Origin of the sequence: Streptomyces sp. NPDC017993 (assembly GCF_044328065.1) — a bacterium.
Lineage (GTDB): Bacteria > Actinomycetota > Actinomycetes > Streptomycetales > Streptomycetaceae > Streptomyces.
This window is the reverse complement of sequence record NZ_JBIRGO010000019.1, coordinates 15,223-39,103: the sequence shown is the minus strand read 5'-3', so window position 1 is coordinate 39,103 and position 23,881 is coordinate 15,223. Positions and strand designations below refer to the sequence as shown.

20 protein-coding genes are annotated in these 23,881 nt (G+C 68.6%); 13 read left to right on the top strand and 7 right to left on the bottom strand.

Going from position 1 to position 23,881, the window contains the following annotated elements; translation table 11 throughout:
* Positions 1-402: 402 nt before the first annotated feature.
* The 3 genes from ggt to ACH4FH_RS29585 all read left to right on the top strand — a co-directional run bounded on the left by ggt (position 403) and on the right by ACH4FH_RS29585 (position 5,667).
* A complete protein-coding gene (ggt, locus tag ACH4FH_RS29595; protein WP_398559003.1) occupies positions 403-2,283 on the top strand; it encodes a gamma-glutamyltransferase in 1,881 nt (626 codons plus the stop codon).
* A 596-nt stretch (positions 2,284-2,879) separates the two neighbouring features.
* Entirely contained in the window at positions 2,880-3,767 is an 888-nt protein-coding gene (locus ACH4FH_RS29590) for a hypothetical protein (protein ID WP_398559002.1), read from the top strand.
* 49 nt (positions 3,768-3,816) lie between these two features.
* On the top strand, positions 3,817-5,667 hold the full coding sequence (locus ACH4FH_RS29585; protein ID WP_398559001.1) for a beta-galactosidase family protein: 1,851 nt from the start codon (positions 3,817-3,819) through the stop codon (positions 5,665-5,667).
* A 341-nt stretch (positions 5,668-6,008) separates the two neighbouring features.
* On the opposite strand, the gene ACH4FH_RS29580 is transcribed toward ACH4FH_RS29585, so the two are convergent.
* The gene (locus ACH4FH_RS29580) at positions 6,009-6,254 is read right to left on the bottom strand and encodes a hypothetical protein (protein ID WP_398559000.1); all 246 of its coding nucleotides are present in this window, start codon (positions 6,252-6,254) and stop codon (positions 6,009-6,011) included.
* A gap of 584 nt (positions 6,255-6,838) precedes the next feature.
* Positions 6,839-7,420: a TetR/AcrR family transcriptional regulator gene (locus ACH4FH_RS29575; RefSeq protein ID WP_398558999.1), complete on the bottom strand. Its 582-nt coding sequence runs from the start codon at positions 7,418-7,420 to the stop codon at positions 6,839-6,841.
* Positions 7,421-7,652: 232 nt separating this feature from the next.
* On the opposite strand from ACH4FH_RS29575, the gene ACH4FH_RS29570 reads away from it, so the two are divergent.
* From ACH4FH_RS29570 to ACH4FH_RS29560, 3 genes are all read left to right on the top strand, one after another.
* Positions 7,653-7,862: a helix-turn-helix domain-containing protein gene (locus ACH4FH_RS29570; protein ID WP_398558998.1), complete on the top strand. Its 210-nt coding sequence runs from the start codon at positions 7,653-7,655 to the stop codon at positions 7,860-7,862.
* Between the two features lie 435 nt (positions 7,863-8,297).
* A complete protein-coding gene (locus tag ACH4FH_RS29565) occupies positions 8,298-9,299 on the top strand; it encodes an agmatine/peptidylarginine deiminase (protein WP_398558997.1) in 1,002 nt (333 codons plus the stop codon).
* A 294-nt stretch (positions 9,300-9,593) separates the two neighbouring features.
* Entirely contained in the window at positions 9,594-11,651 is a 2,058-nt protein-coding gene (locus tag ACH4FH_RS29560; protein WP_398558996.1) for a phosphocholine-specific phospholipase C, read from the top strand.
* A gap of 130 nt (positions 11,652-11,781) precedes the next feature.
* Here the strand turns inward: ACH4FH_RS29560 and ACH4FH_RS29555 are convergent, their stop codons facing one another.
* Both ACH4FH_RS29555 and ACH4FH_RS29550 read right to left on the bottom strand, forming a co-directional pair.
* Positions 11,782-12,252 carry a pyridoxamine 5'-phosphate oxidase family protein gene (locus ACH4FH_RS29555; RefSeq protein WP_398558995.1) on the bottom strand — a complete coding sequence of 157 codons (471 nt, stop codon included), beginning with the start codon at positions 12,250-12,252 and terminating at the stop codon, positions 11,782-11,784.
* Between the two features lie 154 nt (positions 12,253-12,406).
* Positions 12,407-12,814 (bottom strand): RidA family protein, encoded by a 408-nt coding sequence (locus ACH4FH_RS29550; RefSeq protein ID WP_398558994.1) that lies wholly within the window; start codon positions 12,812-12,814, stop codon positions 12,407-12,409.
* 114 nt (positions 12,815-12,928) lie between these two features.
* On the opposite strand from ACH4FH_RS29550, the gene ACH4FH_RS29545 reads away from it, so the two are divergent.
* From ACH4FH_RS29545 to ACH4FH_RS29535, 3 genes are all read left to right on the top strand, one after another.
* Positions 12,929-13,312, top strand: a complete 384-nt coding sequence (locus ACH4FH_RS29545; RefSeq protein WP_398558993.1) for a winged helix-turn-helix transcriptional regulator — start codon at positions 12,929-12,931, stop codon at positions 13,310-13,312.
* A 199-nt stretch (positions 13,313-13,511) separates the two neighbouring features.
* Complete coding sequence (locus ACH4FH_RS29540; protein WP_398558992.1) at positions 13,512-14,156, top strand: LysE family translocator; 645 nt, start codon at positions 13,512-13,514, stop codon at positions 14,154-14,156.
* Positions 14,157-14,704: 548 nt separating this feature from the next.
* The gene (locus ACH4FH_RS29535) at positions 14,705-15,262 is read left to right on the top strand and encodes a hypothetical protein (RefSeq protein WP_398558991.1); all 558 of its coding nucleotides are present in this window, start codon (positions 14,705-14,707) and stop codon (positions 15,260-15,262) included.
* A gap of 223 nt (positions 15,263-15,485) precedes the next feature.
* Here the strand turns inward: ACH4FH_RS29535 and ACH4FH_RS29530 are convergent, their stop codons facing one another.
* On the bottom strand, positions 15,486-15,674 hold the full coding sequence (locus ACH4FH_RS29530; protein ID WP_398558990.1) for a hypothetical protein: 189 nt from the start codon (positions 15,672-15,674) through the stop codon (positions 15,486-15,488).
* A 5-nt stretch (positions 15,675-15,679) separates the two neighbouring features.
* Positions 15,680-17,014, bottom strand: a complete 1,335-nt coding sequence (locus tag ACH4FH_RS29525; protein WP_398558989.1) for a cytochrome P450 — start codon at positions 17,012-17,014, stop codon at positions 15,680-15,682.
* Positions 17,015-17,440: 426 nt separating this feature from the next.
* On the opposite strand from ACH4FH_RS29525, the gene ACH4FH_RS29520 reads away from it, so the two are divergent.
* On the top strand, positions 17,441-18,070 hold the full coding sequence (locus tag ACH4FH_RS29520; protein WP_398558988.1) for an alpha-ketoglutarate-dependent dioxygenase AlkB: 630 nt from the start codon (positions 17,441-17,443) through the stop codon (positions 18,068-18,070).
* 24 nt (positions 18,071-18,094) lie between these two features.
* Here ACH4FH_RS29520 and ACH4FH_RS29515 read toward each other — a convergent pair whose 3' ends face one another.
* The gene (locus tag ACH4FH_RS29515) at positions 18,095-19,501 is read right to left on the bottom strand and encodes a short-chain fatty acyl-CoA regulator family protein (protein WP_398558987.1); all 1,407 of its coding nucleotides are present in this window, start codon (positions 19,499-19,501) and stop codon (positions 18,095-18,097) included.
* 418 nt (positions 19,502-19,919) lie between these two features.
* On the opposite strand from ACH4FH_RS29515, the gene aceA reads away from it, so the two are divergent.
* The 3 genes from aceA to ACH4FH_RS29500 all read left to right on the top strand — a co-directional run bounded on the left by aceA (position 19,920) and on the right by ACH4FH_RS29500 (position 23,761).
* On the top strand, positions 19,920-21,203 hold the full coding sequence (gene aceA, locus ACH4FH_RS29510; protein ID WP_398558986.1) for an isocitrate lyase: 1,284 nt from the start codon (positions 19,920-19,922) through the stop codon (positions 21,201-21,203).
* 99 nt (positions 21,204-21,302) lie between these two features.
* Entirely contained in the window at positions 21,303-22,895 is a 1,593-nt protein-coding gene (gene aceB / locus ACH4FH_RS29505; RefSeq protein ID WP_398558985.1) for a malate synthase A, read from the top strand.
* Positions 22,892-23,761 (top strand): 3-hydroxybutyryl-CoA dehydrogenase, encoded by an 870-nt coding sequence (locus ACH4FH_RS29500; RefSeq protein WP_398558984.1) that lies wholly within the window; start codon positions 22,892-22,894, stop codon positions 23,759-23,761. The genes aceB and ACH4FH_RS29500 overlap by 4 nt, the downstream gene beginning before the upstream one ends.
* Positions 23,762-23,881: the final 120 nt, after the last annotated feature.

Sequence of the window (23,881 nt, the reverse complement as noted above, 5' to 3'; positions counted from 1 at the left end):
TGGGCGACGCAACGCAGCGCCGAAGGTGGCCTCATGCCGCCCGTGTTCCGGTGGTCTGCTCGGCCGCGGGGACACCGCTCCGGTCACACACGAAATCGTCCGCAGCCACGAGCCCGACCCAGACCGCTGCCCCGGCAGCCGTCTGGCGGGCTGAAACGCTGCTTCTGGGATCAGAAATCCCCGCCCGGCAGGACCTGCGTGCGTGCCGACGTGTGCACCGCATCCCCGTGGCTGACCGCACCTGGACCACGGACACCGATATCGCGTCGGCCTGCGGCTGCCACGTCACCTCATAGGAAACTCAGGAGTAGCGCAATTCTTGCTATCAATCGTTGCCGTGGCGATCACCTCCTGCCAGGGTTTCATCCATCTCAGCTCCCCCCGTAACACCCGGAGGCTTCGTTGCCTGTCCGTCGCACCTTGGTCGCCGCGGTATCCGCCGCGGTGATCGCCGTCCCCCTGGTTCTCACCCTCAGCGCCCATGCCCGGCCGGGCGCCGGGTCATCTCCCACCGCGTCAGCATCCACAGCAAAGCCGCCCGCCAAGGAAGCCGTCGCCACCGGCAAAGGCGGCGCAGTCTCCAGCGTCAACCCCTACGCCTCCAAGGCCGGCATGAAGGTGCTGCGCCACGGCGGCAATGCCGTCGACGCCGCGGTCGCCACCGCCGCGGCCCTGGGAGTCGTTGAGCCGTACTCGGCGGGTATCGGGGGCGGGGGCTATTTCACGTACTACAACGCCCGCACCGGCAAGGTCAGCACCATCGACGGCCGGGAGACCGCGCCGGCCCGGATGGCATCGGACGCCTTCATCAGCCCTTCGACGGGTAAGCCCATCCCCTTCGACGAGGCGGTCAACTCCGGCCTCTCCGTGGGTGTACCGGGTACACCGGCCACCTGGCGGAAGGCGCTGCGCGACTGGGGCACGATCTCCCCCGCCAAGGCCCTGCGGTCCGCCACCCGGCTTGCCGAGCGCGGCTTCGTCGTCAACGACGAGTTCCGCGCCCAGACCAAGATGAATGAGGAGCGCTTCCGGGATATCTCCTCCACCGCGAAGCTCTTCCTGCCACACGGTGAGCTCCCGGTCGTGGGATCGCGTTTTCGCAACCCGGACCTCGCCCGTACGTACCGGCAACTCGCCCGGGAGGGGATGAACGCGCTCTACCGGGGCGGGATCGGGCGCGACGTCGTGCGGACCGTCCAGCACCCGCCGGTGGCGCCGGGCGCCGACAAGAGGGTCCGTCCCGGCCTGATGGCGGCCGGCGACCTCGCGAAGTACACCGCGCTGCGCCGCGACCCGACTCACACCACCTACCGCGGCCTCGATGTGTACTCGATGGCGCCTTCCTCCTCCGGTGGCACCACCGTCGGCCAGGCGCTCAACATGCTGGAACACTCCCGCCTTTCCGCCAAGGACCGGGTCCAGGCGCTGCACCACTACCTCGAGGCCAGCCGCATCGCGTTCGCCGACCGCAACCGGTGGGTGGGCGACCCCGACTTCTCCGACGTTCCCACCGACGAGCTGCTCTCCAAGAAGTTCGCCAAGGCCCGCGCCTGCCTGATCAGCCCTACCGCCACCCTGACCAGCCCGGTCGCTCCCGCAGATCCGCGCCACCCCGGTAGCGGCTGCGCGAAGGGGACCGGCAGCACGGAGCCCTACGAAGGCCCCTCGACCACTCACCTGGTGGCCTCCGATCGCTGGGGCAACGTGGTGTCGTACACCCTCACCATCGAGCAGACCGGCGGCTCCGCGATCACGGTGCCCGGACGCGGCTTCCTGCTCAACAACGAGCTGACCGACTTCGACTTCACCCCGATCACCAAGGGCGTACCCGACCCGAACCTGCCCGGCCCCGGCAAGCGCCCGCGCAGCAGCATGTCCCCGACGATCGTCCTGAAGGACGGCCGGCCGCTCATCGCCGTCGGCTCGCCCGGCGGCGCCACGATCATCACGACCGTGCTGCAGACCCTGGTCAACCGAGTCGACCTGGGGATGCCCCTTCCCGAAGCGGTCGCTGCGCCACGGATCTCGCAGCGCAACCGCGAGGAAACCGAGGCCGAACCGGCGTTCCTCAAGTCGCCTGATCGCGACGCGCTGGAACGCCTCGGCCAGCACTTCGTCGAGGCGCCGAAAACCTTCACCCCCTCACCGGAGATCGGCGCCGTCGCCGCCCTGGAGTTCCTCGCCGACGGCCGGGTCCAGGCGGTCGCCGAGCCGGAGCGCCGGGGTGGCGGGTCCGCAATGGTTCTCCGTAAGGCCCAGGCCCCGGAGGATGCGCACCAGTAGTCCCACACCAGGTCCACGTCCGGCCGGGAAACAGGCACCACGTACGGGTACGGGGCCACTGCTGAGCGGTGGCCCCGTACCCGTATTCGTGTCGGTGGGAGAAGGGCAAGGTCAGATACCTACAGCAGGTCGGCACGTCGACATCGGCGCCCCGCTTGAACTGCTCCAACAGCCTTTTGAGGTCGGTCGATCAGGTCCGGAGAACCACGGGAAGCGGTGGTCTGGACACGCACGGCAGACAGGGGCACGTCTTCGTGCCCCAAGCCTGCGAGCATGCGCCGTTCCGCCACCGCCAAGTGTTCTGTTGTCGTCGGTGGTGTTCATGCAGCGCCGGCTGATGAGGGGCCCACACGTGACCGACGCCCACCTCCCTGGTTTCGGCATTCCCTTCCCGTTGCGGAGCAGTCCGCATGTTCCGTACGCGCGTGAGATCAATCTGGAGCGTCTGCAATCGCACGGGATGCTCGCGACCGACGCGGCGGAGGAGTGGTATCTGAGCTGGGACATGGCGCAGCTGGCCGGATACGGCTACCCCTACGCAGCGCGCGACGAACTGGTCCTGGGGGTGGACCAGATGGCGTTCTTCTTCCTCTTCGATGACACTCATCGGTTCGTTCTGGGACCGGAGCGTGCAGGGCATGGCGCCGTCGTGGTGCGCGCGGGCCGCCCACAACTGGGAGTACTACTTCGCGGCCTACGTCGGCGAGGCGTTGGACCGGGTCGGCGGCACTGTCCCCTCGATGGAGCATTTCCTGCAGGTACGACGGGGCATGGCCGGCACCTGCACCCTGATGGACTACGGCGAGCGAATCGGCCGGTTCCACGTACCGCCTGCCGTCTTCCACACACCGCAGTTGCGCATGATGCGGCAGGCCGCCACCGATGTCCCTCTGCTGTGCAACGACGTGTACGCCGTCCACAAGGAGGAGCCCCGCGGTGATGTCGACAACGCCGTGCTGGTGGTGCAACGCGAACGGAACCTCTCCCGCGGCGAAGCCTTGGACCACGTCCACGGCCTCGCCATGTCTCATATCGAGACCTTCTCGGCCTTGGAGCGTCAACTCCCGGGAGTCTGCTCGACGTTGTCGCTGAGCGACGAGGACCGCAATGCCGTCGACCGCTATGTCGACGCGATGAAGGCGTGGATGCGCGGCTACCACCAGTGGGAGACGGAGACGCACCGCTACTCGGCGGACGGGATGGTGCCTCCCCAGAACCCGAACTACGCAGAAGACCCTCCTCCACGTCCGCGGGGTCCGGCGGGCCGACTCGTGACGCACCGCTCACCAGCACGCCGTTGCCCGCAGACCAGCGCGGTTGTCCGTGCGCTCCTGCGCAAGAGACCTGGCCGCCGGCATCCCCGAACGACAGCACACGACACCGCACTTGCCCCGCCCGCTTGGTTCACCGTGGCCATTCACGACCCCTTGTGCTCGATTCTGTTCTACACAACACTCTCCATGCACAGAAACGCGCACCACTGAACATCTTCGAACCTTGGGTGACGGGTCGTTCGAGTCGAGGAGAGCGGACATGACGGAGTTGAACCGACGTAGATTTCTGAGCGCGGCCGTGGTGGGGGCCGCGTCCGCGGGTGTCATGCTGGGCAGCGGCCGTACGACCATCGCCCAGGCCGACAGCCCGAGAGGACTGACCATCCGCGGGAGCGAGTTCCTGCTGGACGGCAAGCCGTTCCGGATCCTCTCGGGTGCCTTCCACTACTTCCGGACGCACCCCAAGGACTGGCGCGACCGGTTGCTGCGGATGCGGGCCATGGGCCTGAACACGGTGGAGACCTACGTCGCCTGGAACTTCCACCAACCGTACGAGGACAAGGCCGACTTCACCGGATGGCGTGATGTCACCGCCTTCGTGCGGACCGCGGACGAGGTCGGGCTCAAGGTGATCGTGCGGCCCGGACCGTACATCTGCGCGGAATGGGACTTCGGTGGCCTGCCTGCCTGGCTCCTCAAGGACAAGGACGCCCCACTGCGCCGCTCCGACCCCGCCTACGAGCGGGCGGTTGACGCCTGGTTCGCCGAATTGCTGCCCCGGTTCGTCGATCTGCAGGCCACACGCGGCGGGCCCATCATCGCCATGCAGGTCGAGAACGAGTACGGCAGCTACGGCGACGACCATGCGCACCTGGAGCATCTGCGGGACACCATGCGGGCGCAGGGCGTGGACAGCCTGCTGTTCTGCTCCAACGGAGCCACCCAGGAAATGCTGGAGGCCGGCAGCCTTCCCGACCTCCTGTCCACCGTCAACTTCGCCGGGGACCCCACCGGGCCCTTCGCGGAGCTGCGCAAATTCCAGCCGGACAAGCCCCTCTTCTGCACGGAGTTCTGGGACGGCTGGTTCGACCACTGGGGAGAACAGCACCACACCACCGACCCGGCGCAGACCGCCGCCGACGTGGCGAAGCTCCTCGAAGCGGGAGCATCCATCAACTTCTATATGGCGGTGGGCGGAACGAGCTTCGGCTGGTCCGCGGGTGCCAACCTGAGCGGCAGCGACTACCAGCCCACCGTCACCAGCTATGACTACGACTCCCCGATCAGCGAATCCGGCGAACTCACCGAGAAGTTCCACAAGGTGCGTGAAGTGCTGGCCGAATACACCACGTTGCCGAGCACGCCCCTGCCGGCGACGCCCCGCCGTATGCCGGCCCAGCGGGTCGCCGTCCGTGAGTCGGTGCCGCTCCTGGAGGCGCTCGACGTGCTGAGCACTCCGGTGCGGCGCGCCGCTCCCGTCCACATGGAGGCGCTAGGGCAGCCGTACGGGCTGATCCACTACCGCACCCGAGTGCCCGGGCCGCAGGGGACCAAGGGGCTGAGCATCACGGGCCTGGGCGACCGCGCGCTGGTGTTCGGCGACGGCACGCGCATCGGCACCTTCGACCGTAATCAGCCGGAGCACACCGTCGACTTCACCGTGGCCGGCGCGTCCAGCACCCTCGACCTCCTGGTCGATCCCACCGGGCGGGTCAACTTCGGCCAGGGGCTCAATGACCCCAAGGGAATCAGCGGCAAGGTTCTCCTCGACGACGAGGAACTGAGCGACTGGGAGATCCGCCGGCTGCCTCTCGACAACCTCTCGGCGCTGAAGTTCGGCAGCGGAGACACGCCGACCGGCCCCGCGTTCCACCGGGCGCGGATCCACGTGGACACGCCCGCGGACGGCTTCCTCGCCTTTCCGGGCTGGGACAAGGGCATGGTGTGGCTCAACGGGTTCACGCTCGGCCGGTACTGGTCCCTCGGGCCGCAGGCCACCCTGTACGCGCCGAGCCATCTGTGGCGGCAGGGGCTGAACGAGCTCGTCGTCCTGGAGATGGAGCGGACGGGGGAACCGATCGAGGTACGGTCCGAGCCCGACATCGGCTAGGCCGACACCGGTCAGGCCCGACGCCGGTCAGGTTCTGGGTTCTGCCTCTTGGTCAGCGCGGGTGCAAGTGAGGATGAAGGTCGGTGAGGTGCGCGCCTTGGTAGGCGATGGCGGGCTCGGCCCTCTTCGCACTGTGGCCGTTCAGCCGTCGCGTGCATGCCTCAGCGCACCGGTCGGGTGCGTCCTCCGCCCGTTGGTCGTACGCCGTCCCACACACCGGCCGCGCCCTCCACCGGCCGCGCCGTACCGCCATCCGGCGGACGGCGCGGTGGGACGGGGCGGGGCTTGCGTTGTGTTGAGGTCGGCAACGGGGAGTTTCCCGTCATGAGGCGGGGGCGTCGTCAGGCTCCCGAACCGCCGGTCTCCCGCCGACTTGAGATGGCCACCTGAGCAATCCTGGAGAGGCTCAGAGAGCGTTCGGTGTCGACGACGAGCCAGCCCTTTTCAAGGAGGCTCTGCAGCTGCGGTCGGACCTCGTCACCAAGCTCCCCCGCCAGATCGTCATCTGTTGGGGAGTCGCCGGCCCCCGCCCGCTCCGCGATTCGGAACACGAGGGTCTCCTCTTCCGCTGTGATGTTGAAGTCCATGAGGCGAAGGTACGGGCGCAGCCGCGTGATCGCGCCCAGAACAGCCAACCCTCATGCTCTCTTGTTGATGAGACCGTCCGGACTGCGCAGCGATCACGCGCCCTGAGGGTGTCGGGCACCCGCCGGGCCAGGTGACGATGGCCTGGCGGAGGCTCCGTCGATGACGGCCCGCGGGCCGCTTCTGGCCGGGTAGCCGGATCACGCCTCGACCTCTGTTGCGCTTGGTGCCCTTGGCCGGCGAGCGGCCCACTGAGCCGCGCGCGGCTGCTGAGGACGGCGGGTGTTCCGCTCAGCACAACAGCCTGGACCAACCCAGCCGGGGATGGTCGCCGTCCTCGGGTCGAGGGACAGATAGGGGCTCCTGGAAGACCATCTGCACCTCGCGGGCGCGGGCCGGACGGCGTGCGCTCCCACGAACCACTGCGGGCCTGTGGGCTCGCCCAACTGAAATTTCAGTCGAGAGTTCAGACGGGAAGAGCCCCACCCTGGGAGACGGTGTGATCGCCGATTGATCGCTGATGGTCGTGAATCTTGCGTACCGGCAGCGGAGACAGTGGCAGGACGGCGCCCGCAGGCGCCTGAGGTTACTTCTCCCGCAGCAGTGCCAGTTCGGCGTCGATGGCGCCGCGCACCAGGTCACGCGCGTGGTCGAGCTGCACTCCGCCGCTGAGCCAGCGCATGCTGAGCCCTTCCAGCAGGGCGGTGAGGCGCTCGCCGGCCGCGGCCAGGGCCGGCGCCGGGGCCATCGGCTGTACCTGACCGAGAAGGGCCGCCACCTCCTGGACCCAGACCAGGGTCGCCCGGGCGAGGTCCTCCCGCAGCACCTCGTCGAAGACGGCGCTCGCCCTCAACTCGCCCCAGGCCGAGCTGTTCTCCCTGATCTCCGGGGTGTCCTGCAGTTCCAGGAGGAGGGTCTCCGCCAGTTCCGCGCGGGGGGCCAGAGGTTCGGCGTCCGGGTCGCGGCCCGTGGTGTAGCGCTCGGCGCGGTCGTTGATGAACTCCAGCGTATGGCGCAGGATCCCGGTGCGGTCCTTGAAGTGGTAATAGATCAGCCCTGTCGAGACACCGGCCTCGGCGGCGAGCTCTTCGACGCGCAGGCCGCGGACCCCGCGACGGGCGATCAGCCGTGCGGCCGCTTCGAGGATCTGAGTAGTGCGAGGCGCCATGGATCCGAACCCTACCGGGCCGTTCCCTGCCCGGTGATCTCGGGCGACCGGTGGCCGAACGGAGCGCAGCCCGACCTGACGGCTCCTCGACAGCCACTCTCGCGGTAACGGCTCGCGACCACCGTGACGGGCCCCGAACGCGGGACAGAGCGGTGTCCGCACCCGCATGCGGTGACGTGGCGACTGCGGGCCGGCTGGGGGGACGACCCTACCCTGACTAAAGTTTCAGCCAATGTGTGGTCCATGCGAGGCGACGACCGGCCGTGCGCGAGGAGGGAACGAGGTGAGGGCCGACCGCAGGAAGGCCATCCTGAAAGCGGAGGCCAGGGGGGTCATCGAACGGCACGGAGTCCGGGGCCCCCGCATGCCGGAGATCGCCGCCGAGGCAGGCACCTCCACGGCGCACGTCTCCCACCACTTCGACTCACCGCCGCATTGGTGAACCTCAGCACACGGTGGCTCAGCGAGGCCCTGCCCTTGACTCACACCCGCGTGCTCATGCGCGAGGCCATCGCGGTGGAACTGTCGCAGCTGCGGCGTACCGCTCTCAGCTCTTTGACTGATTTCTTTGACTGAATTTTCAGTTTGTGCCAGAGTCGCGACAGCGATCGGCTCTGCCCGCATCGCACCCCTTCACGTGTCACGCCCGTCCGCGCCGCGCTCGTCGAGCGTCACGCGATGTCGACGGATAGCTTGATCCCCATCACGATGGTTGGAGTTCACCGTGCCCCTTCCCCTCCCTTCCCGCAGGTCAGCCCTCCGCGCACTCGCCGGGGCCGGGGCTGTCGTCCTGGGCGCTTCGGCTTGCGACTCCGGCGACAAACTGACGGGGGCCGCAAGCACCGCCGGTGAGGGCACGGCAGCCAAGGGCGTGCGCATGGGTGCCGAGTGGGAAAGCCACGCGCGTACCTTCATGGCGTGGCCCGCGCTTGAGGCGGTGTGGGAGGAGGACCTCCCCTACGTACGCGAGGACATCGCGCGCGTCGCCCGCGCGATCGCGGAGTACGAGTACGTCGTGATGATGGCCAGGCCCGACCAGCAGGCGGCGGCGCAGAAGGCGTGCGGGCGGGACGTCGAGGTCATCCCGCTGGCGGTCGACGACCTGTGGGCGCGTGACACGGTGCCGGTGTTCGTGGAGCGGGACGGCGACACCCTCGGCATCGACTTCAACTTCAACGGGTGGGGCAACAAGCAGCAACACCCGAACGACGCCCGGGTGGGTCGCACCCTCCTGTCCAAGTACGGGATCCCCCGCAAGAAGGCTCCCCTCGTCGCCGAGGGCGGCTCCTTCGAGACCGACGGCGAGGGCACCCTCCTCATCACCGAGAGCTCGATCGTCAACGACAACCGCAACCGCGGAAAGAGCCGGGATCAGATCGAGGCCGAGCTCAAGCAGACCTTGGGCATGAAGAAGGTGATCTGGCTGGCCGGCGTACGCGGCCAGGACATCACCGACGCGCACGTGGACAGCCTGGTTCGCTTCGCCGCGCCCGGTGTGGTGCTCCTGGACAGGGCCTTCCCCGGCATGCCCGCCGACTCCTGGTCACGCGCGGCCGACCAGGCGAAGGCCGTCCTCAGCAAGGCGACGGACGCCAGGGGCCGGTCCTTCGAGATCATCGATCTGCCCCAGCCCGACCCGGACAAGATCGCCGGTGAGGGCGACGACTTCGTGTCGACCTACGCCAACTTCTACGTCGCCAACGACTCCGTGTTCATACCCAAGTTCGGCGACCGGAAGGCCGACCATCGCGCCCGGAGCATCCTGCAGGAGCACTTCCCCCAGCGCGACATCGTGCCGATCCGGATCGACACCATCGCTTCCGGTGGCGGCGGTATCCACTGCTCCACCCACGACGAACCCGGCAAACCGGTCGACTGATTCGGCACACACCCACGGAACCGCTGCATTAACCATGCGACGAATCCCCCGTCCCGCCGCAGAGCGCTGATCCCAGGCTGGCCCTGCTCGCCGTGGCGGCAACGGCAGCCCAGGTTGTCGTTTTCGGCCTCGTCGAGCAGGCCCAATATGGCGAGGCCCAGAAGGCACGGCACGTTGCTTCTGAAGCTGAAATATTCCCGGTCCTTCACCTTTCCTTCGCACTATTTGACGTCTCAAGGGCGAGCCGGATTACGGTGACCGACCCTCTCCCCCACGTTTCAGAGGTACAGCTCCATGCCTGAATTCAACCGCCGGCGCTTCCTCCAGGTAGCGGGTGGCACCGCCGGCTTCGCGGCCCTGTCCGCCAGCATCATGCGCGCCACCGGCATCCCCGCCTCCGGCCGGTCAGGATCGATCGAGGACGTCGAGCACATCGTTGTGCTCATGCAGGAAAACCGCTCCTTCGACCACTACTACGGCACGCTCAAGGGCGTCCGGGGGTTCGGTGACCCGCGGCCGCTGACGCTGGAGAGCGGAAAATCCGTATGGCACCAGTCCGGCAGTGGCGAGGAGGTCCTGCCTTACCACCCGGACGCCGACGATCTGGGAATGCAGTTCATCGCCGGACTCGACCATGACTGGGAAACCGGTCATCAGGCGTGGAACAAGGGCAAGTACGACGACTGGATCTCGGCCAAGTCGTCCGGCACCATGGCCCACCTGACCAGGGAAGACATACCGTTCCACTACGCCCTGGCCGACGCCTTCACGGTCTGCGACTCCTACCACTGCTCCTTCATGGGAGCCACCGACCCCAACCGCTACTACCTCTACAGCGGCCACGTCGGAAACGACGGCAAGGGCGGCGGACCGGTCCTCGGTAACGAGGAAGCCGGCTACGACTGGACCACCTATCCCGAGCGCCTGGAGAAGGCCGGGGTGTCGTGGAAGATCTACCAGGACATCGGCGACGGCCTCACCGAGGAAGGTCTCTGGGGCGCCCTCGAAGACGCCTACCGCGGAAACTATGCCGACAACTCGCTGATGTTCTTCAATCAGTTCCGCAACGCCAAGCCGGGTGACCCGCTCTACGAAAAGGCATGCAAGGGAACGAACATCAAGAAGAGCGGCCATCTTCTCGATGACCTCCGGTCGGACGTCAAGGCCGGCACCCTGCCGAAAATCTCCTGGGTCGCCGCCCCGGAAGCGTTCTGTGAACACCCCAACTGGCCGGCGAATTACGGCGCCTGGTACATCTCCCAGGTCCTGGACGCGCTGACGTCCAACCCCGAGGTCTGGAGCAAGACCGCCCTGTTCATCACTTACGACGAGAACGACGGCTACTTCGACCACGTGCCCCCGCCCTACCCGCCGGCCGACTCCTCCTGGGGTGCGTCCACCGTCGACACCGAGCTCGACATCTTCCCCGGCGACAGCAGCTACAGCGCAGGACCGTACGGGCTCGGCATGCGCGTCCCCACGCTCGTCGTCTCCCCGTGGTCGACCGGCGGCTACGTCTGCTCCGAGGTCTTCGACCACACCTCCATCATCCAGTTCATGGAACGCCGCTTCGGAGTCCATGAACCGCACATCTCGCCCTGGCGCCGCGCCATCTGCGGCGACCTCACCTCCGCCTTCGACTTCAGCCTCAAACACACCAAGCACGCACCGCTGCCCAGCACCGACGCATATCAGCCGCCGGACAAGGAGCGGCACAGCAGCTACACCCACTCACCGCCGGCCGCCCCGACCCTGCCCAAGCAGGAAAAGGGCACCAAGCCCACCCGGCCCCTGCCCTACGTGCCCCTCGTCACCGCGGCCCTCAGGCCCTCCAGCGGCAACATCAAGCTCACCTTCACCCCGGGTGACGAAACCGGAGCCTGTTTCCTCGTCACCTCCGGCAACCGCGACGACGGGCCCTGGACCTACACCACCGAAGCCGGCAAAAAGATCTCCGACACCTGGAGCACCGGCCCCTCCGACGGGACGTACGACCTGACCGCGCACGGCCCCAACGGCTACCTGCGTACGTACGAGGGCACGGCCGCGACCGCGAGCCCGGAAGTCACCGGCCACCACGACGAACTCACCGGCCGCATCAAACTCAACATCACCAACCCCACCAAGACCGCCTGCCGCCTCACCATCACCAACGCCTACGGCGGCAAGAGCAGCGAGATCACCATCGAGGCGGGCGGCCGGAAGACCCGCTGGGTCGACCTCGGTCACAGCAAGCGCTGGTACGACCTCCGCATTCACTCCGACAGCGACAGCACCTACCTGCGCCGGCTCGCAGGACACGTCGAGACAGGCGAGCCCGGCACCAGCGACCCCGCGCTCCGCACCGCCTGACCCCTACCACCGCGAGCAGGCCCGGTCGGGGGGGGGGGGCCGGGCCTGCCGCTCGCGGTCCACTACGAGACGACGGTCCTCGTCGCGGCGCGCCCATCGACGAGTGACGCTTTGCAGGTCGAGGCGGGTTTTAGACCAGCCACTTCCCCTCCCGCATAAGAGTCCGTCCCTTCATCTCGGGAACCGTTCCCCACGCCTGCAGAACTTCTGGGATGACCTGGTAGAAGACATACGAGGGGTGATCCTTCCGAGGATCCCAGCCGTCCTTGGCCGCGAAGGCATCGCCCACCTCAGCCGGCAGCTCCTCGCGGGTCAGCGTGCGCGCGGTGCCGTGGACAAGGACTACGTCCCGGGTATGGCCGAAGCTGAGGCGGACCTGCCCCGTGGCAGACAGGTTGCGCCCGGTCGGGTTGGTGGCGCGGGTGGCCAGCCACACGGCCTCGCCGTCCCACCAGAAGGCGAGCGGAACCAGGCACGGCTCGCCGGTGGTGTCGGCCGTAGCGACCCATACATCGTTGTCCCGCGTGAGCCGTTCCAGCGCCTCGCGCTTGCGTTGCTCCTGGCTGCGGGGGCCGCTGGGACGAGAATCAACTGACGTCATGGAGCGAGGTTATGGCTTGAGGCACCGCACCACATCCGTCAGCGGATCTAGGACGAAGGGCCGAGAGCGGGCCTCGGACCACGTCACACCACGGGTCAATCTGATGGGCCCTCTTGGCAGACCGAGACACGTCCCTGCCGGTTCGTCGGCCTGTTCAGTCGAGGACCGCGGTGGCTTCGATCTCGACCAGATGGTCTGGCACGTCCAGTGCCGCTACACCCAGCAGTGTGGCCGGCGGGACCGGCGCTGCCCCCAGCTTTCCGGCCGCCCTTGAGATCCCCTCCAGGAGCAGGGGCATCTTGTCGGGGGTCCAGTCGACGACGTAGACGGTCAGTTTCGCCACGTCGTCGAAAGAACCACCGGCCGCGGCCAGGGCAGTTCCGATGTTGAGGTAGCACTGCTCGACCTGCGCGGCGAGGTCGCCTCCGCCGACCGTGGCCCCCTCCGCATCCCAGGCGACCTGCCCGGCGACGAAGACCAGTTTCGACCCGGATGCGATCGACACCTGCCGGTAGACGTCAATCGCGGGCAACCCGCCGGGGTTCATCAGAGTGATGGCCATGCTGCCTGCCTCCATGTCCGAAGAGACATCTTCGGTCTCTTGTGGTTACTCAGGCACCGTAGGAGAGTGGCTGCTGACATGGAAGAACGCACTTTTCGGTGACTGGGGAACCTCATGGTGACCAAGCAGTTCAAGGGCTCGCCCAAGGACGAAGCAGACCTGACACGCGCGGACTCCTTGGCGCGGGAGATCTTCTCGGACGTCGCCAACAAGTGGGCGCTCCTGATCATCGAAGCTGTGGGTGAACGCACCTTGCGTTTCACCGAGTTGCGCAACGAGATCGAGGGCATCAGCCACAAGATGCTCACCCAGAACCTGCGCATGCTGGAGCGCAACGGCCTGGTCGAGCGGTGCGTGCACCCCACCGTGCCGCCGCGGGTCGAGTACACCCTCACGGAGTCGGGCCGGGCCCTGCGAGAGACAGTTGACGGAATGTGCGACTGGACCCATCGATACCTCGGTCATATCGAGACCGCCCGCCGCCGCTTCGACGCCTGACGGTTGGGCCGCTCGCGTGCCCAGCAACGGGATCGCGGCTGTGGCTACGGGCCCATGGTGCAGTAGGCGCGAGCTGTTCTGCTTGCGGGGCAGCGTCCGCCGGTACCCGGTGACGTCGGCATGTGGACGAGCCTGGAGTCGGCGGTCCGCCATCTGCTTGTATTGCCCCCTGAAATGCAATTCAGGAGGTGACGGACACATGGTGTCCACGGAGAGCGTTCTCGCGTTCGCGGCGATATCGCTACTGGTGATCGTGATTCCGGGGCCGAGTGTGCTGTTCGTGATCGGCAGAGCCCTCGCACACGGCCGCCGCACGGCGCTCGCGACGGTCCTTGGCAACTTGGTTGGTTCGTACGCCCTGGTGATCGCTGTGGCGTGGGGCCTCGGCGCTCTGGTGGAAAGCTCGGCGGCAGTGTTCATGGGCGTGAAGATGGCCGGAGCGGCGTATCTCGTCTACCTGGGCGTGCAGGCGTTCCGCCACCGCAAAGAGATGCGCGCGGCGGACATGGAGGCCCCGGCGGGTGAGCAGCGTGGCGATCTGCGCACGATCCTGGACGGGATTTTCGTGGGCGTCACCAATCCGAAGGGCCTCGTCTTCTTCGCGGCGGTGCTGCCGCAGTTCGTGGACCACTCGGCGGGCCATGTCCCCCTTCAGATGATGGTGTTGGGCCTGGTCCCGGTCGCCATCGGCATGATCACGGACACCCTGTGGGGCCTGGGAGCCTCGGCGGCCCGTTCCTGGTTCGCCCGCTCGGACCGTCGGCTTTCGATGGTCGGCGGGGCGGGCGGCTTCGCGATGATCGGCCTGGGCGTAACGGTGGCGGCGACGGGTCGCGCCGACTGAAGCCGACTGGAACCGCACCGCGAGTCAGGGGCGGAGCGTACGACTGCGACGGTCAACGTGCCATGGCAGACATGCGCCGCGTTTTCGGAACGTTTGGGCACGGCCCGGAAGCCCGTGAGGGCATTCTTCGTTCGCTCAGCTCTCTGCGGTCGGAAATGGCGTGCTTGATCTGGTTCGGGGCCGCCACAAGAATGCCGCTGAGAGCAGAGCGATGATCGAGATGGCGAGGCCGGGCCACAGATTGTGGCCGAATCCGCCGGCAGCCGCGATGACCGCTACAAAGACCAAGCCGCTCGCCAGCAGACGGCGTGTGTTCTGGTCAGTCGTCCGCTTCATTCCTTGAGTCTCTCAGCCCGCGTCGGAGAGGGACGCGGGCCCGACCTCAGGGCAACCCGCCGTCGGCCACCCGCGTCAGCATGCGAAAATTTGTGCACACCATACCTCGATATGCTGAAGTGCTTTGGCTATCACAGAGATGCGGGCCTGCGCGGGTAGGCGCCCCGTGACCACACCTCACCTTGAGGTGCGTTACGGCAGGGAGAGTCATCATGAAGCCCTCCACTCCCACCAGGTTCGCCGTGGCCGTCGCAGTGACATGTGCCTGCCTGGCTCCCGCAGGCAGTGCCCAAGCCGCAGACGACCCGGAAATCCCCCAGACATCCTTCTCCGCCCCTGCACTCCCCGATGGCTACGCCCACCCCACCGACGAAGGCTTCGCCAATGACGCGGGCGTGATCGCGGAAGCGCTCTGCACCAAGGACGACTTCGAACCGGCAATCCAGACCCGGTTACTCGAAGACTTCCAGAACCTGCCCGTCGTCTTCGGCAGCTACGACGCCCCGAAGGACCCCCAGGCCGACGCACGCCGCGCCGTGACGGGCACGGATCAGCTCACCAACGACGCCCGTCACCAACTCTGCACGGATGAGGGCGCGCAGCAGTACCGCACCGCACTCGCCGGCTTCATCGCGGACCTCGGGGTCCTCCCGAACACCGAGGCAGGCGTCAACGGCCCCGAAGACACCGATCAGATCGACGCCGTCTGGCGCACCCGTATCGAGGCGTTCCGCGCCACCCTCGCCCTCTGGCTCCCCCCGGACGCGTAAGCACCGCGACCGGGCCCGGAACCGGGCAGTGCCGCGCGTTGCAGGACGGACGTGCGGCACATCCGGCCGGGCCGTGGCCGGCACCGTCGTGGGCGGAGCCGGAGCCGGACCCGACGATGCCCCTTCCGCCTCCACTGCCACGTCACTGTTTTTCTGACCTCCCGCAACGGTGCACGGGCCGACTACTCCTCGAGAGCGACGCCCTTCGCAGTCAGGATCGGCATCAGGTTGCAAATGACGAGGTCGTCACCCGGACGACCACCACGCCGTCGGCGTCCGCGTTGACGCCTTCGCCGAGGCGGATCGCTTGGCCGCCGGCGTCGGTGATCAGGCCGCCGAGTCCCTTTGCCTGGCGCGCGTTGGCCAACAGGTCCCGAAGGAGCCGGCAGGCCTCCCTCTCGACCGTGGCCACGAGGCCTACCCGCACTGTGCCCGCTTCAGGGTTGCGGGGGTGGGGCCGCCGGGGCGGACGGTGATGCCGAAGGTGGTCGTCGTCGGGGCGGAGTGGAAGGCCAGGGCGTAGGCCGGCAGCAGGTGTTCGAGCAGGATGGTCGCTTCGCGGAGTGCGAATTGCAGACCCAGGCAGGCGCGGGGGCCGATACCGAAGGGGAAGTAGGCGCCCGGGTGAGTGGTCCGGCCGTCGGGGGTGAGGAAGCGCCGGGGGTCGAAGTGCTCCGGGTCCGGCCACAGTTCGCGGTCGCGGTGCGTGAGGTAGGGGCAGACCAGGATGTCGGTGCCCGCCGCGACGGTGTGGCCGGCGAGGGTGTCGTCCTCGGTGGCATGACGGGGCAGGATCCAGGCGGACGGGTAGAGCCGGAGCGTCTCATGGATCAGGGCCTGGATGGCCCGGCGTCGTCGTGCGGGGTCTTCGCCGCCGACCGCGAGGGCCTGTTCGCGGGCGGTGGGGTACCGGTCGAGGAGCAGGTAGAGCCAGGTCAGGGTGGTGGCGGTGGTCTCATGTCCGGCCACGAGCAGCGTGACCAGTTCGTCGCGGATCAGCCGGTCGGTGTACTCGGGGCGCTCGGTGGCGGCGTCGAGCAGGACATGCAGCAGCCCCGGGCCGTCGGGGCCGGCCGTGCCGTCGCGGGCGGCCTCGATGGCGTGCCGGGCGACCGCGTCGATCCGGGCGAGATCGGCGGCGACGGCGTTCTGGGCGTCGGTGGCATCGGCGGGCAGCGTCGGAAGGGCCGCTACGACGGCTGCCACGGCGGTCAGTTCGCGCTCGGTCCCGTCATCGAGGGGGTGCCCGGTGAGCGAGCGCCAGATGGTGTCCAGGGCAAAGCGGTGCATCTCCCGCCCGACATCAAGGGTCTGTCCGGTGCGGGCGTAGCCGGCCCAGCGACCGGCTGTTGTCCGGGCCGCGTCGGTGATCCGCTGTTCGTAGCGGCGCATCCCGGGACCGGTGAACTGGGATTGCAGTAGGCGGCGTTGCTGCTTCCACGCCGCGCCGGTGGCGGCGAGGACGCCGTCGCCGATCAGCAGGCGGGCGCGGTGGGACCGCTTGACGTAGCGGTCCGGGTGACGGGCGAGTACGTGTTGGACCGCGTCCGGGTCGGTGACGAGGACAGTGGGGTCCGGCCCGAGGCGGAACGCCGCGACGCCGCCGCACCGCTCGCGCACCTGGGACAGGAGATCGACCAGTTCGCCGCCCTGGGAGCGCCACCGCTCCACGAGCGCGGGTTGGACTTCGGGGACCGGCAGCCCCGTTCGGGGGATGTACGGGAGGGGGCCAGGGCTGGCTTCGGTGGCCACGTTCTTCTCCTGTCGGCCGACTGGGCTGGGTCCCTGATGGAGCGTTGGCACCACGGACTGTACGGGAGCGAACGCACCCGGTGACAGGCCGCACGGGCAACCCGGCCCACGGGGCGAGCACGGCCGGGGCTCCAGCCGCTCGCGCTGCTCATGACGTGGTGGCGTCACACCACAGGGGGCCGGCCGAGCCCATCGTGGCGGGCACCCGGCGCTCTCCCTGCGCCGTTGCCGACGCCACCGATGCGAGCAGGATCGCCGAAGCCTGCGCCCCGGCCCTGCCCCGGCCCTGCCCCGGCCCCTGCCCCTGCCCCTGCCCCTGCCCCTGCCCCTGCCCCTGCAGGAACACTGACCCGTGCGGCCCGAAGAGGTGCAAGCGATCGACGTTCGAATTAGTGCACACGTTCGAATCGGGTCTACACTGACCGCATGGCAACGCACCAGCTCCAAGGATCGCTCTTCGATCAGAGCGACGACGTGCGCCTGGGCCCGCTGGAGGGGGTCCGCAGGACGGTCCTCGGCGACGGAGCCTGGATCGACCTCCTGCCCGGCTGGCTCAGTGGCGCTGATGTCCTGTTCGAGCGGCTGGCCACGGACGTCCCGTGGAAGGCCGAGCGCCGGCAGATGTACGAGAGGGTCGTGGACGTGCCGCGCCTGCTCGCCTTCTACCGCGACGGCGAACCCCTGCCGCACCCGGTCCTCGACGAGGCGCGAGAAACCCTCTCAGCGCACTACGCCGCAGAGCTCGGTGAGCCGTTCACGACGGCCGGACTGTGCCACTACCGGGACGGGCGCGACAGCGTGGCCTGGCACGGCGACCGTATCGGCCGGGGCGCCCGCGAGGACACGATGGTCGCCATCCTCTCCGTGGGGGCACCCCGCGACCTGCTGCTCCGCCCGCGCCACGGCGGCAAGGCCGTCCGCCGCCCGATCGGACACGGCGACCTGATCGTGATGGGCGGCTCCTGCCAGCGCACCTGGGAGCACGCCATCCCCAAGTCGACCCGAGCCACCGGAGGACGCATCAGCATCCAGTTCCGGCCGCACGGAGTGCACTGACCGGTCACCGAGCTCGGGGAAAGATCACTGCGTACGGTCGGCCACCGGATACGGAACGAACGTGCTGCTGTTCTCGTCGATCGCGAGCGGGCGCCCCAGAGGCGGAACCGCGCGCTGCGGGCAGTCGAGGCGTTCGCAGATGCGGCAGCCCATGCCGATCGGGGTCGCGGCGGAGGCGTTGTCGAGGTCGAGGCCGTCGGAGTAGACGAGCCGGGAGGCGTGCCGGATTTCGCAGCCGAGGCCGATGGCGAACGTCTTGCCGGGTTCGCCCCAGCCGCCGCGGTGCCGCGTGATCGCGCGGGCGGTCCACAAGTAGCGCTGACCGTCGGGCATGGAGGCGATCTGGACGTGGATGCGGCCCGGCGCCGCGAAGGCCTCGTAGACGTTCCACAGCGGGCAGGTGCCGCCCGCGCGGGAGAAGTGGAATCCGGTGGCGGACTGGCGTTTGGACATGTTGCCGGCGCGGTCGACACGAACGAAGGAGAACGGCACGCCGCGCAGGCGGGGCCGCTGGAGGGTGCTGAGGCGGTGGCAGACGGTTTCGTAGCCGAGTCCGAAGTGGTCGGTGAGGCGCTCGATGTCGTACCGCACGTTCTCGGCGGCAGTGTGGAAGGCGCGGTAGGGAAGGATCAGAGCGGCCGCGTAGTAGTTGGCGATGCCGATGCGCGTCAGTGCGTGCGTGGCCGACCCGGTCGGGAAGTCCTCCTCGGCCAGGCGGTCCAGTTCGTCGCCGAATTCGAGCAGGGCGAGTTGGGTGGCCATGCGGAACGCCTGCTGACCAGGCCGGAGCCGGCTGGAGAGGTGCAGGGTGCGAGAGGTCTCGTCGTAGTGGTGCAGGCGCTCGGTGGCCTCGGTCGTCACACGGACACCGTGCGTCTCGGTGAGCCTGTCGGAAAGCACCCGGACGACGTCGCCCGGCCGGATGCCGATGCGGCGGGCCAGGTCCTCGGCAGCGAGATCGGCGTCGTGCAGGTAGTTCTGGCGGCGGTAGAAGAACTCCCGGATCTCCTCGTGGGGTGAGCGGGGCGCGACGGGCGCGCCGTCCCGATCGTCGGCCTCCCCGGCGATCCGCTCGGCGAGGACTTGACCGCGTCGGCCCAGATCCAGCAGCACCTTCGCGACGGCCGGCATCCGGGAGGCGAGTTCCGCCAGATCGGACGGTGAGACCCGGGCCTCGGCGACCTCACCCGCCAGTGCCTCGCGCAGGTCGGCGACGAGTCTGCCGGTGTCGCGCTCCGAGAAGAAGCCGGGGTCGACGCCGAAGGCTTCGGTGAGCCTGAGCAGCACGGGCACGGTGAGCGGGCGGGAGTCGTGCTCCATCTGGTTCAGGTAGCTGGGCGAGATGGCCAGGACCCGGGCCAGTTCCGCCTGACTCATCCGGCGTTCCTCGCGCAGGCGCCGCAGCCGCGCTCCCGCGTATGTCTTGCTCACGGCGCTCCTGTCCCGTCCGGTCACCTGTCGGTCCGGCCGTGTGCGCAGCCGTCGACGTGGGCTCCAGCGTACGCGGCATTCCTTCTCCTCGACCCTTCGCAACCTTGGCAAATCAAGCGGAGAAGATTCGCAGAACTTGGCACACGTCCATGATTGATGGCACTCGGTGCCAGTGTCAGGGTTCCAGTGCGGCCCGCCGAATCCTGGCAGCCGAGGCAGATAACCGGGCGCGATTCATGCCCTGACGTCGGAGATCCCGGCAGCTTCTGCCCGACAGCCAGGCAGCATTGCTCAGCGTCGCCCTCGAAGGGACGGCGGGCCGCACCCATACAAGACACGCAGTGCCACTCTCCTCAGAACCGGTGCACGGCTGAGGAGACATTGGCAGACCAGGCGACTCATGGAGACGGTGAAGGTCATGGCAGAGGCGAAGACGACAGCGGCCGAGCAGCTCGAGCAGCGGTGGGCGTCCGATCCGCGTTGGAAGGGGATCGAGCGCACCTACAGCGCGGAGGATGTGGTCCGGCTGTCGGGCAGTGTCCGCGAGGAGCACACGCTGGCCCGGCGCGGCGCCGAGCGACTGTGGCGGCAGCTGCACGAGCGCGACTACATCCACGCCCTGGGCGCACTGACCGGCGGCCAGGCCGTGCAGCAGGTGAAGGCGGGTCTGGAGGCCATCTACCTGTCCGGCTGGCAGGTCGCCGCCGACGCCAACCAGGCCGGTCACACCTACCCCGACCAGAGCCTCTACCCGGCAAACTCCGTTCCCCAGGTCGTGCGCCGGATCAACAACGCGCTGCTGCGCGCCGACCAGATCGCCACCGCCGAGGGCGGCAGTGACCCCATCGACTGGCTCGCGCCGATCGTGGCCGACGCCGAGGCCGGCTTCGGCGGCCCGCTCAACGCCTTCGAACTGACCAAGGCGATGATCGCGGCCGGCGCCGCCGGTATCCACTACGAGGACCAGCTCGCCTCGGAGAAGAAGTGCGGCCACCTCGGCGGCAAGGTCCTCGTCCCCACCGGGCAGCACATCCGCACCCTCAACGCCGCCCGCCTCGCCGCGGACATCGCCGACGTGCCCACGCTCATCGTCGCCCGCACGGACGCCCTCGCGGCGAACCTGCTGACCAGTGACGTCGACGAGCGCGACGCCGAGTTCGTCACGGGCGAGCGCACCGCGGAGGGCTTCTACCGCGTGCGGAACGGCATGGCCCCGGTGATCGCCCGCGGTCTGGCCTACGCGCCGTACGCCGACCTGATCTGGGTCGAGACCGGTACGCCTGACCTGGCGCAGGCCCGCGAATTCGCCGAGGCGATCCACGCCGAGCACCCCGACCAGATGCTCGCCTACAACTGCTCCCCGTCCTTCAACTGGAAGGCCGCGCTGGACGACGACCAGATCGCCAAGTTCCAGCGCGAACTCGGCGCGATGGGCTACCGGTTCCAGTTCATCACCCTGGCCGGGTTCCACTCCCTCAACCACGGCATGTTCGACCTCGCGCGCGGCTACGCCGAGTCCGGCATGACGGCCTACGTCGACCTCCAGGAGAAGGAGTTCGCCGCCCAGGCGCAGGGGTTCACCGCGGTCAAGCACCAGCGCGAGGTCGGCACCGGCTACTTCGACCAGGTCTCCACCGCCCTCAACCCGACGTCCTCCACGACCGCGCTCGCCGGCTCCACGGAGGAAGAGCAGTTCCACTAGGCCGCCCCACGGCGCCCGCGTAACCGTCGGCCCATGATCAAGCGGGGCCGGACGACCGTCTCCGTCCGGCCCCGCTCCTCCCCTCGTCAGGAGACCCGCATGTCCACCAGCGCACTGACGCACCGCGTCCAGGTCCTCGCGGCACCAGGGCACCGTCATGAGGAGATCCTCACGCCGGAGGCTCTGGACTTCATCGGCCACCTCGCCGCCGCCTTCGGAGAACGCCGCCCGGAGCTCCTGAAGGAGCGCACGCGGCGGGCATCGCGGCTCGCCTCCGGGCACGGCCTGGACTTCTCCATCGCCACGGCCGCGGTCCGTGCGGATCCGTCCTGGCGCGTGGCACCGCCGGCGCCCGGCCTGAGCGACCGGCGGGTGGAGATCACCGGCCCTCCGGAACCCCGCATGGCCGTCAACGCCCTCAACTCGGGGGCGGACGTCTGGATGGCGGACTTCGAGGACGCCACCTCCCCCACCTGGGACAACATCGTCGAAGGCCAGCTCACCCTGCTCGACGCCATCGAGCGCCGCATCGACTTCACCACTCCCGAGGGCAAGGCGTACCGTCTCGGAGACCAGGTCGCCACCATCGTTGTCCGTCCCCGCGGCTGGCATCTCCTCGAAGAGCACCTGGAGTGGGACGGCCGGCCCGTGCCCGCCGCACTCGTCGATTTCGGGCTGTACTTCTTCCACTGCGCGCAGCGGCAGATCGACGCCGGGAAGGGCCCGTACTTCTACCTTCCCAAGCTGGAGAACCACTACGAGGCGCGCCTGTGGAACGACGTCTTCGTCCTCGCCCAGGAACTCCTGGGGATCCCCCGCGGCACCGTGCGCGCCACCGTCCTCATCGAGACGATCACCGCGGCCTTCGAGATGGAGGAGATCCTCCACGCGCTGCGCGAGCACAGTTCCGGGCTCAACGCGGGCCGGTGGGACTACCTGTTCAGCTTGATCAAGACGTTCGGGCACCGCACCGACTTCCTGCTGCCGGACCGGGCGAAGGTCACGATGACCGCTCCGTTCATGCGGGCGTACACCGAGTTGCTGGTGCGCACCTGTCACAAGCGCGGTGCCCATGCGATCGGTGGCATGGCCGCCCAGGTGCCGTCCAAGGACGCGGAGGCCAACGAGGCCGCGCTGGCCAAGGTCCGGCTGGACAAGGAGCGCGAGGCGGAGGACGGCTTCGACGGTTCCTGGGTCGCCCACCCCGGCCTCGTCCCCGTCTGCCGCGCGGTCTTCGACGACGTTCTGGGCGAGCGGCCGCACCAGATCGAGCGCACCCGTGACGATGTGGAGGTGACCGCGACGGACCTGCTGTCGGTGCGCCGTATCAGCGATCCGCCCACTCGGGAGGGCGTGCGGACCAACATCGCGGTCGCGCTGCGCTATTTCGACGCCTGGCTGCGCGGCAGCGGGGCGGTCGCGCTGTACGGTCTGATGGAGGACGCGGCGACCGCCGAGATCGCCCGCGTGCAGATCTGGCAATGGCTGCGGCATCGCGTCATCGACCGGGAGACGGTCCTGCGAGTGCTCGACGACGAGACCGCCGCCCTGGGGGCGGAGTTCCCCTGGGCCCGGGTCGAGGCGGTCCGCGGCCTCTTCGAACGGACGGCGATGGCAAAGGAGTTGCCGCCCTTCTTCACCCCGGACGCCTACTCCCGGCACCTCGTCCAGCAGACGGAGGCACGCTCATGAGCCGGCACATCCGACGGGTCGGCGTGGTGGGTGGCGGCCAGATGGGCGCCGGCATCGCCGAGGTGTGCGCCCGCGCCGGGCTCGACACCGTCGTCTGTGAGGCGGACGCGGTAGCCGCCCGTGCCGCCCGTGAGCGGGTGGCCGTCTCCCTCGAACGCGCCGTCCAGCGGGGAAAGCTGGACCGGATCACCGCGGAGGACTCCCTCGCGCGGATGGTCTTCACCGGCAGCCTCGTCGACCTCGCCGACCGGCAGCTCGTCGTCGAGGCGGTCGTCGAGAACACCGAGGCCAAGACCGAGGTGTTCACCGCCCTCGACAAGATCATCGAAGATCCACAGGCGATCCTGGCCACCAACACCTCCGCCATCCCCGTCATGCGGCTGGGCATGGCCACCCGGCGCGCCGACCACGTCCTCGGTCTGCACTTCTTCAACCCGGTGCCCGTGCTGCCCCTCGTGGAGGTCGTCACGTCCCTGCACACCTCACCGGCCGTCGCCGCGACGGCCGAGGAGTTCGTCGCCACGGCACTGGGCAAGACCGTGGTCCGCTCCCAGGACCGCGCCGGGTTCGTCGTCAACGCCCTGCTCATCCCCTACCTGCTGTCGGCGATCCGGATGTCCGAATCCGGCTTCGCCTCCGCGGCGGACGTGGACGCCGGGATGGAGCTGGGCTGCGCGCACCCGATGGGACCGCTCAAGCTGGCCGACCTGATCGGCCTCGACACGGTCTCCTCCATCGCCGCATCGCTGTACGAAGAGTTCAAGGAACCCCTGTACGCGCCGCCTCCCCTGCTGCTGCGGATGGTCGAGGCGGGGCTGCTCGGCCGCAAGACGGGCCGCGGGTTCCACACATACGACCGGGGTTGAGGGACCCGGGTCTGGTCGGGGCTGAGGGGCCGCGACTGCTGTGCTGCGGGGGTGCGGGACGCCTGACGAGGCTGTCCCGCACCCTCGCGCACTGTTATGCGTGCACGGCCCGTGTCTCTT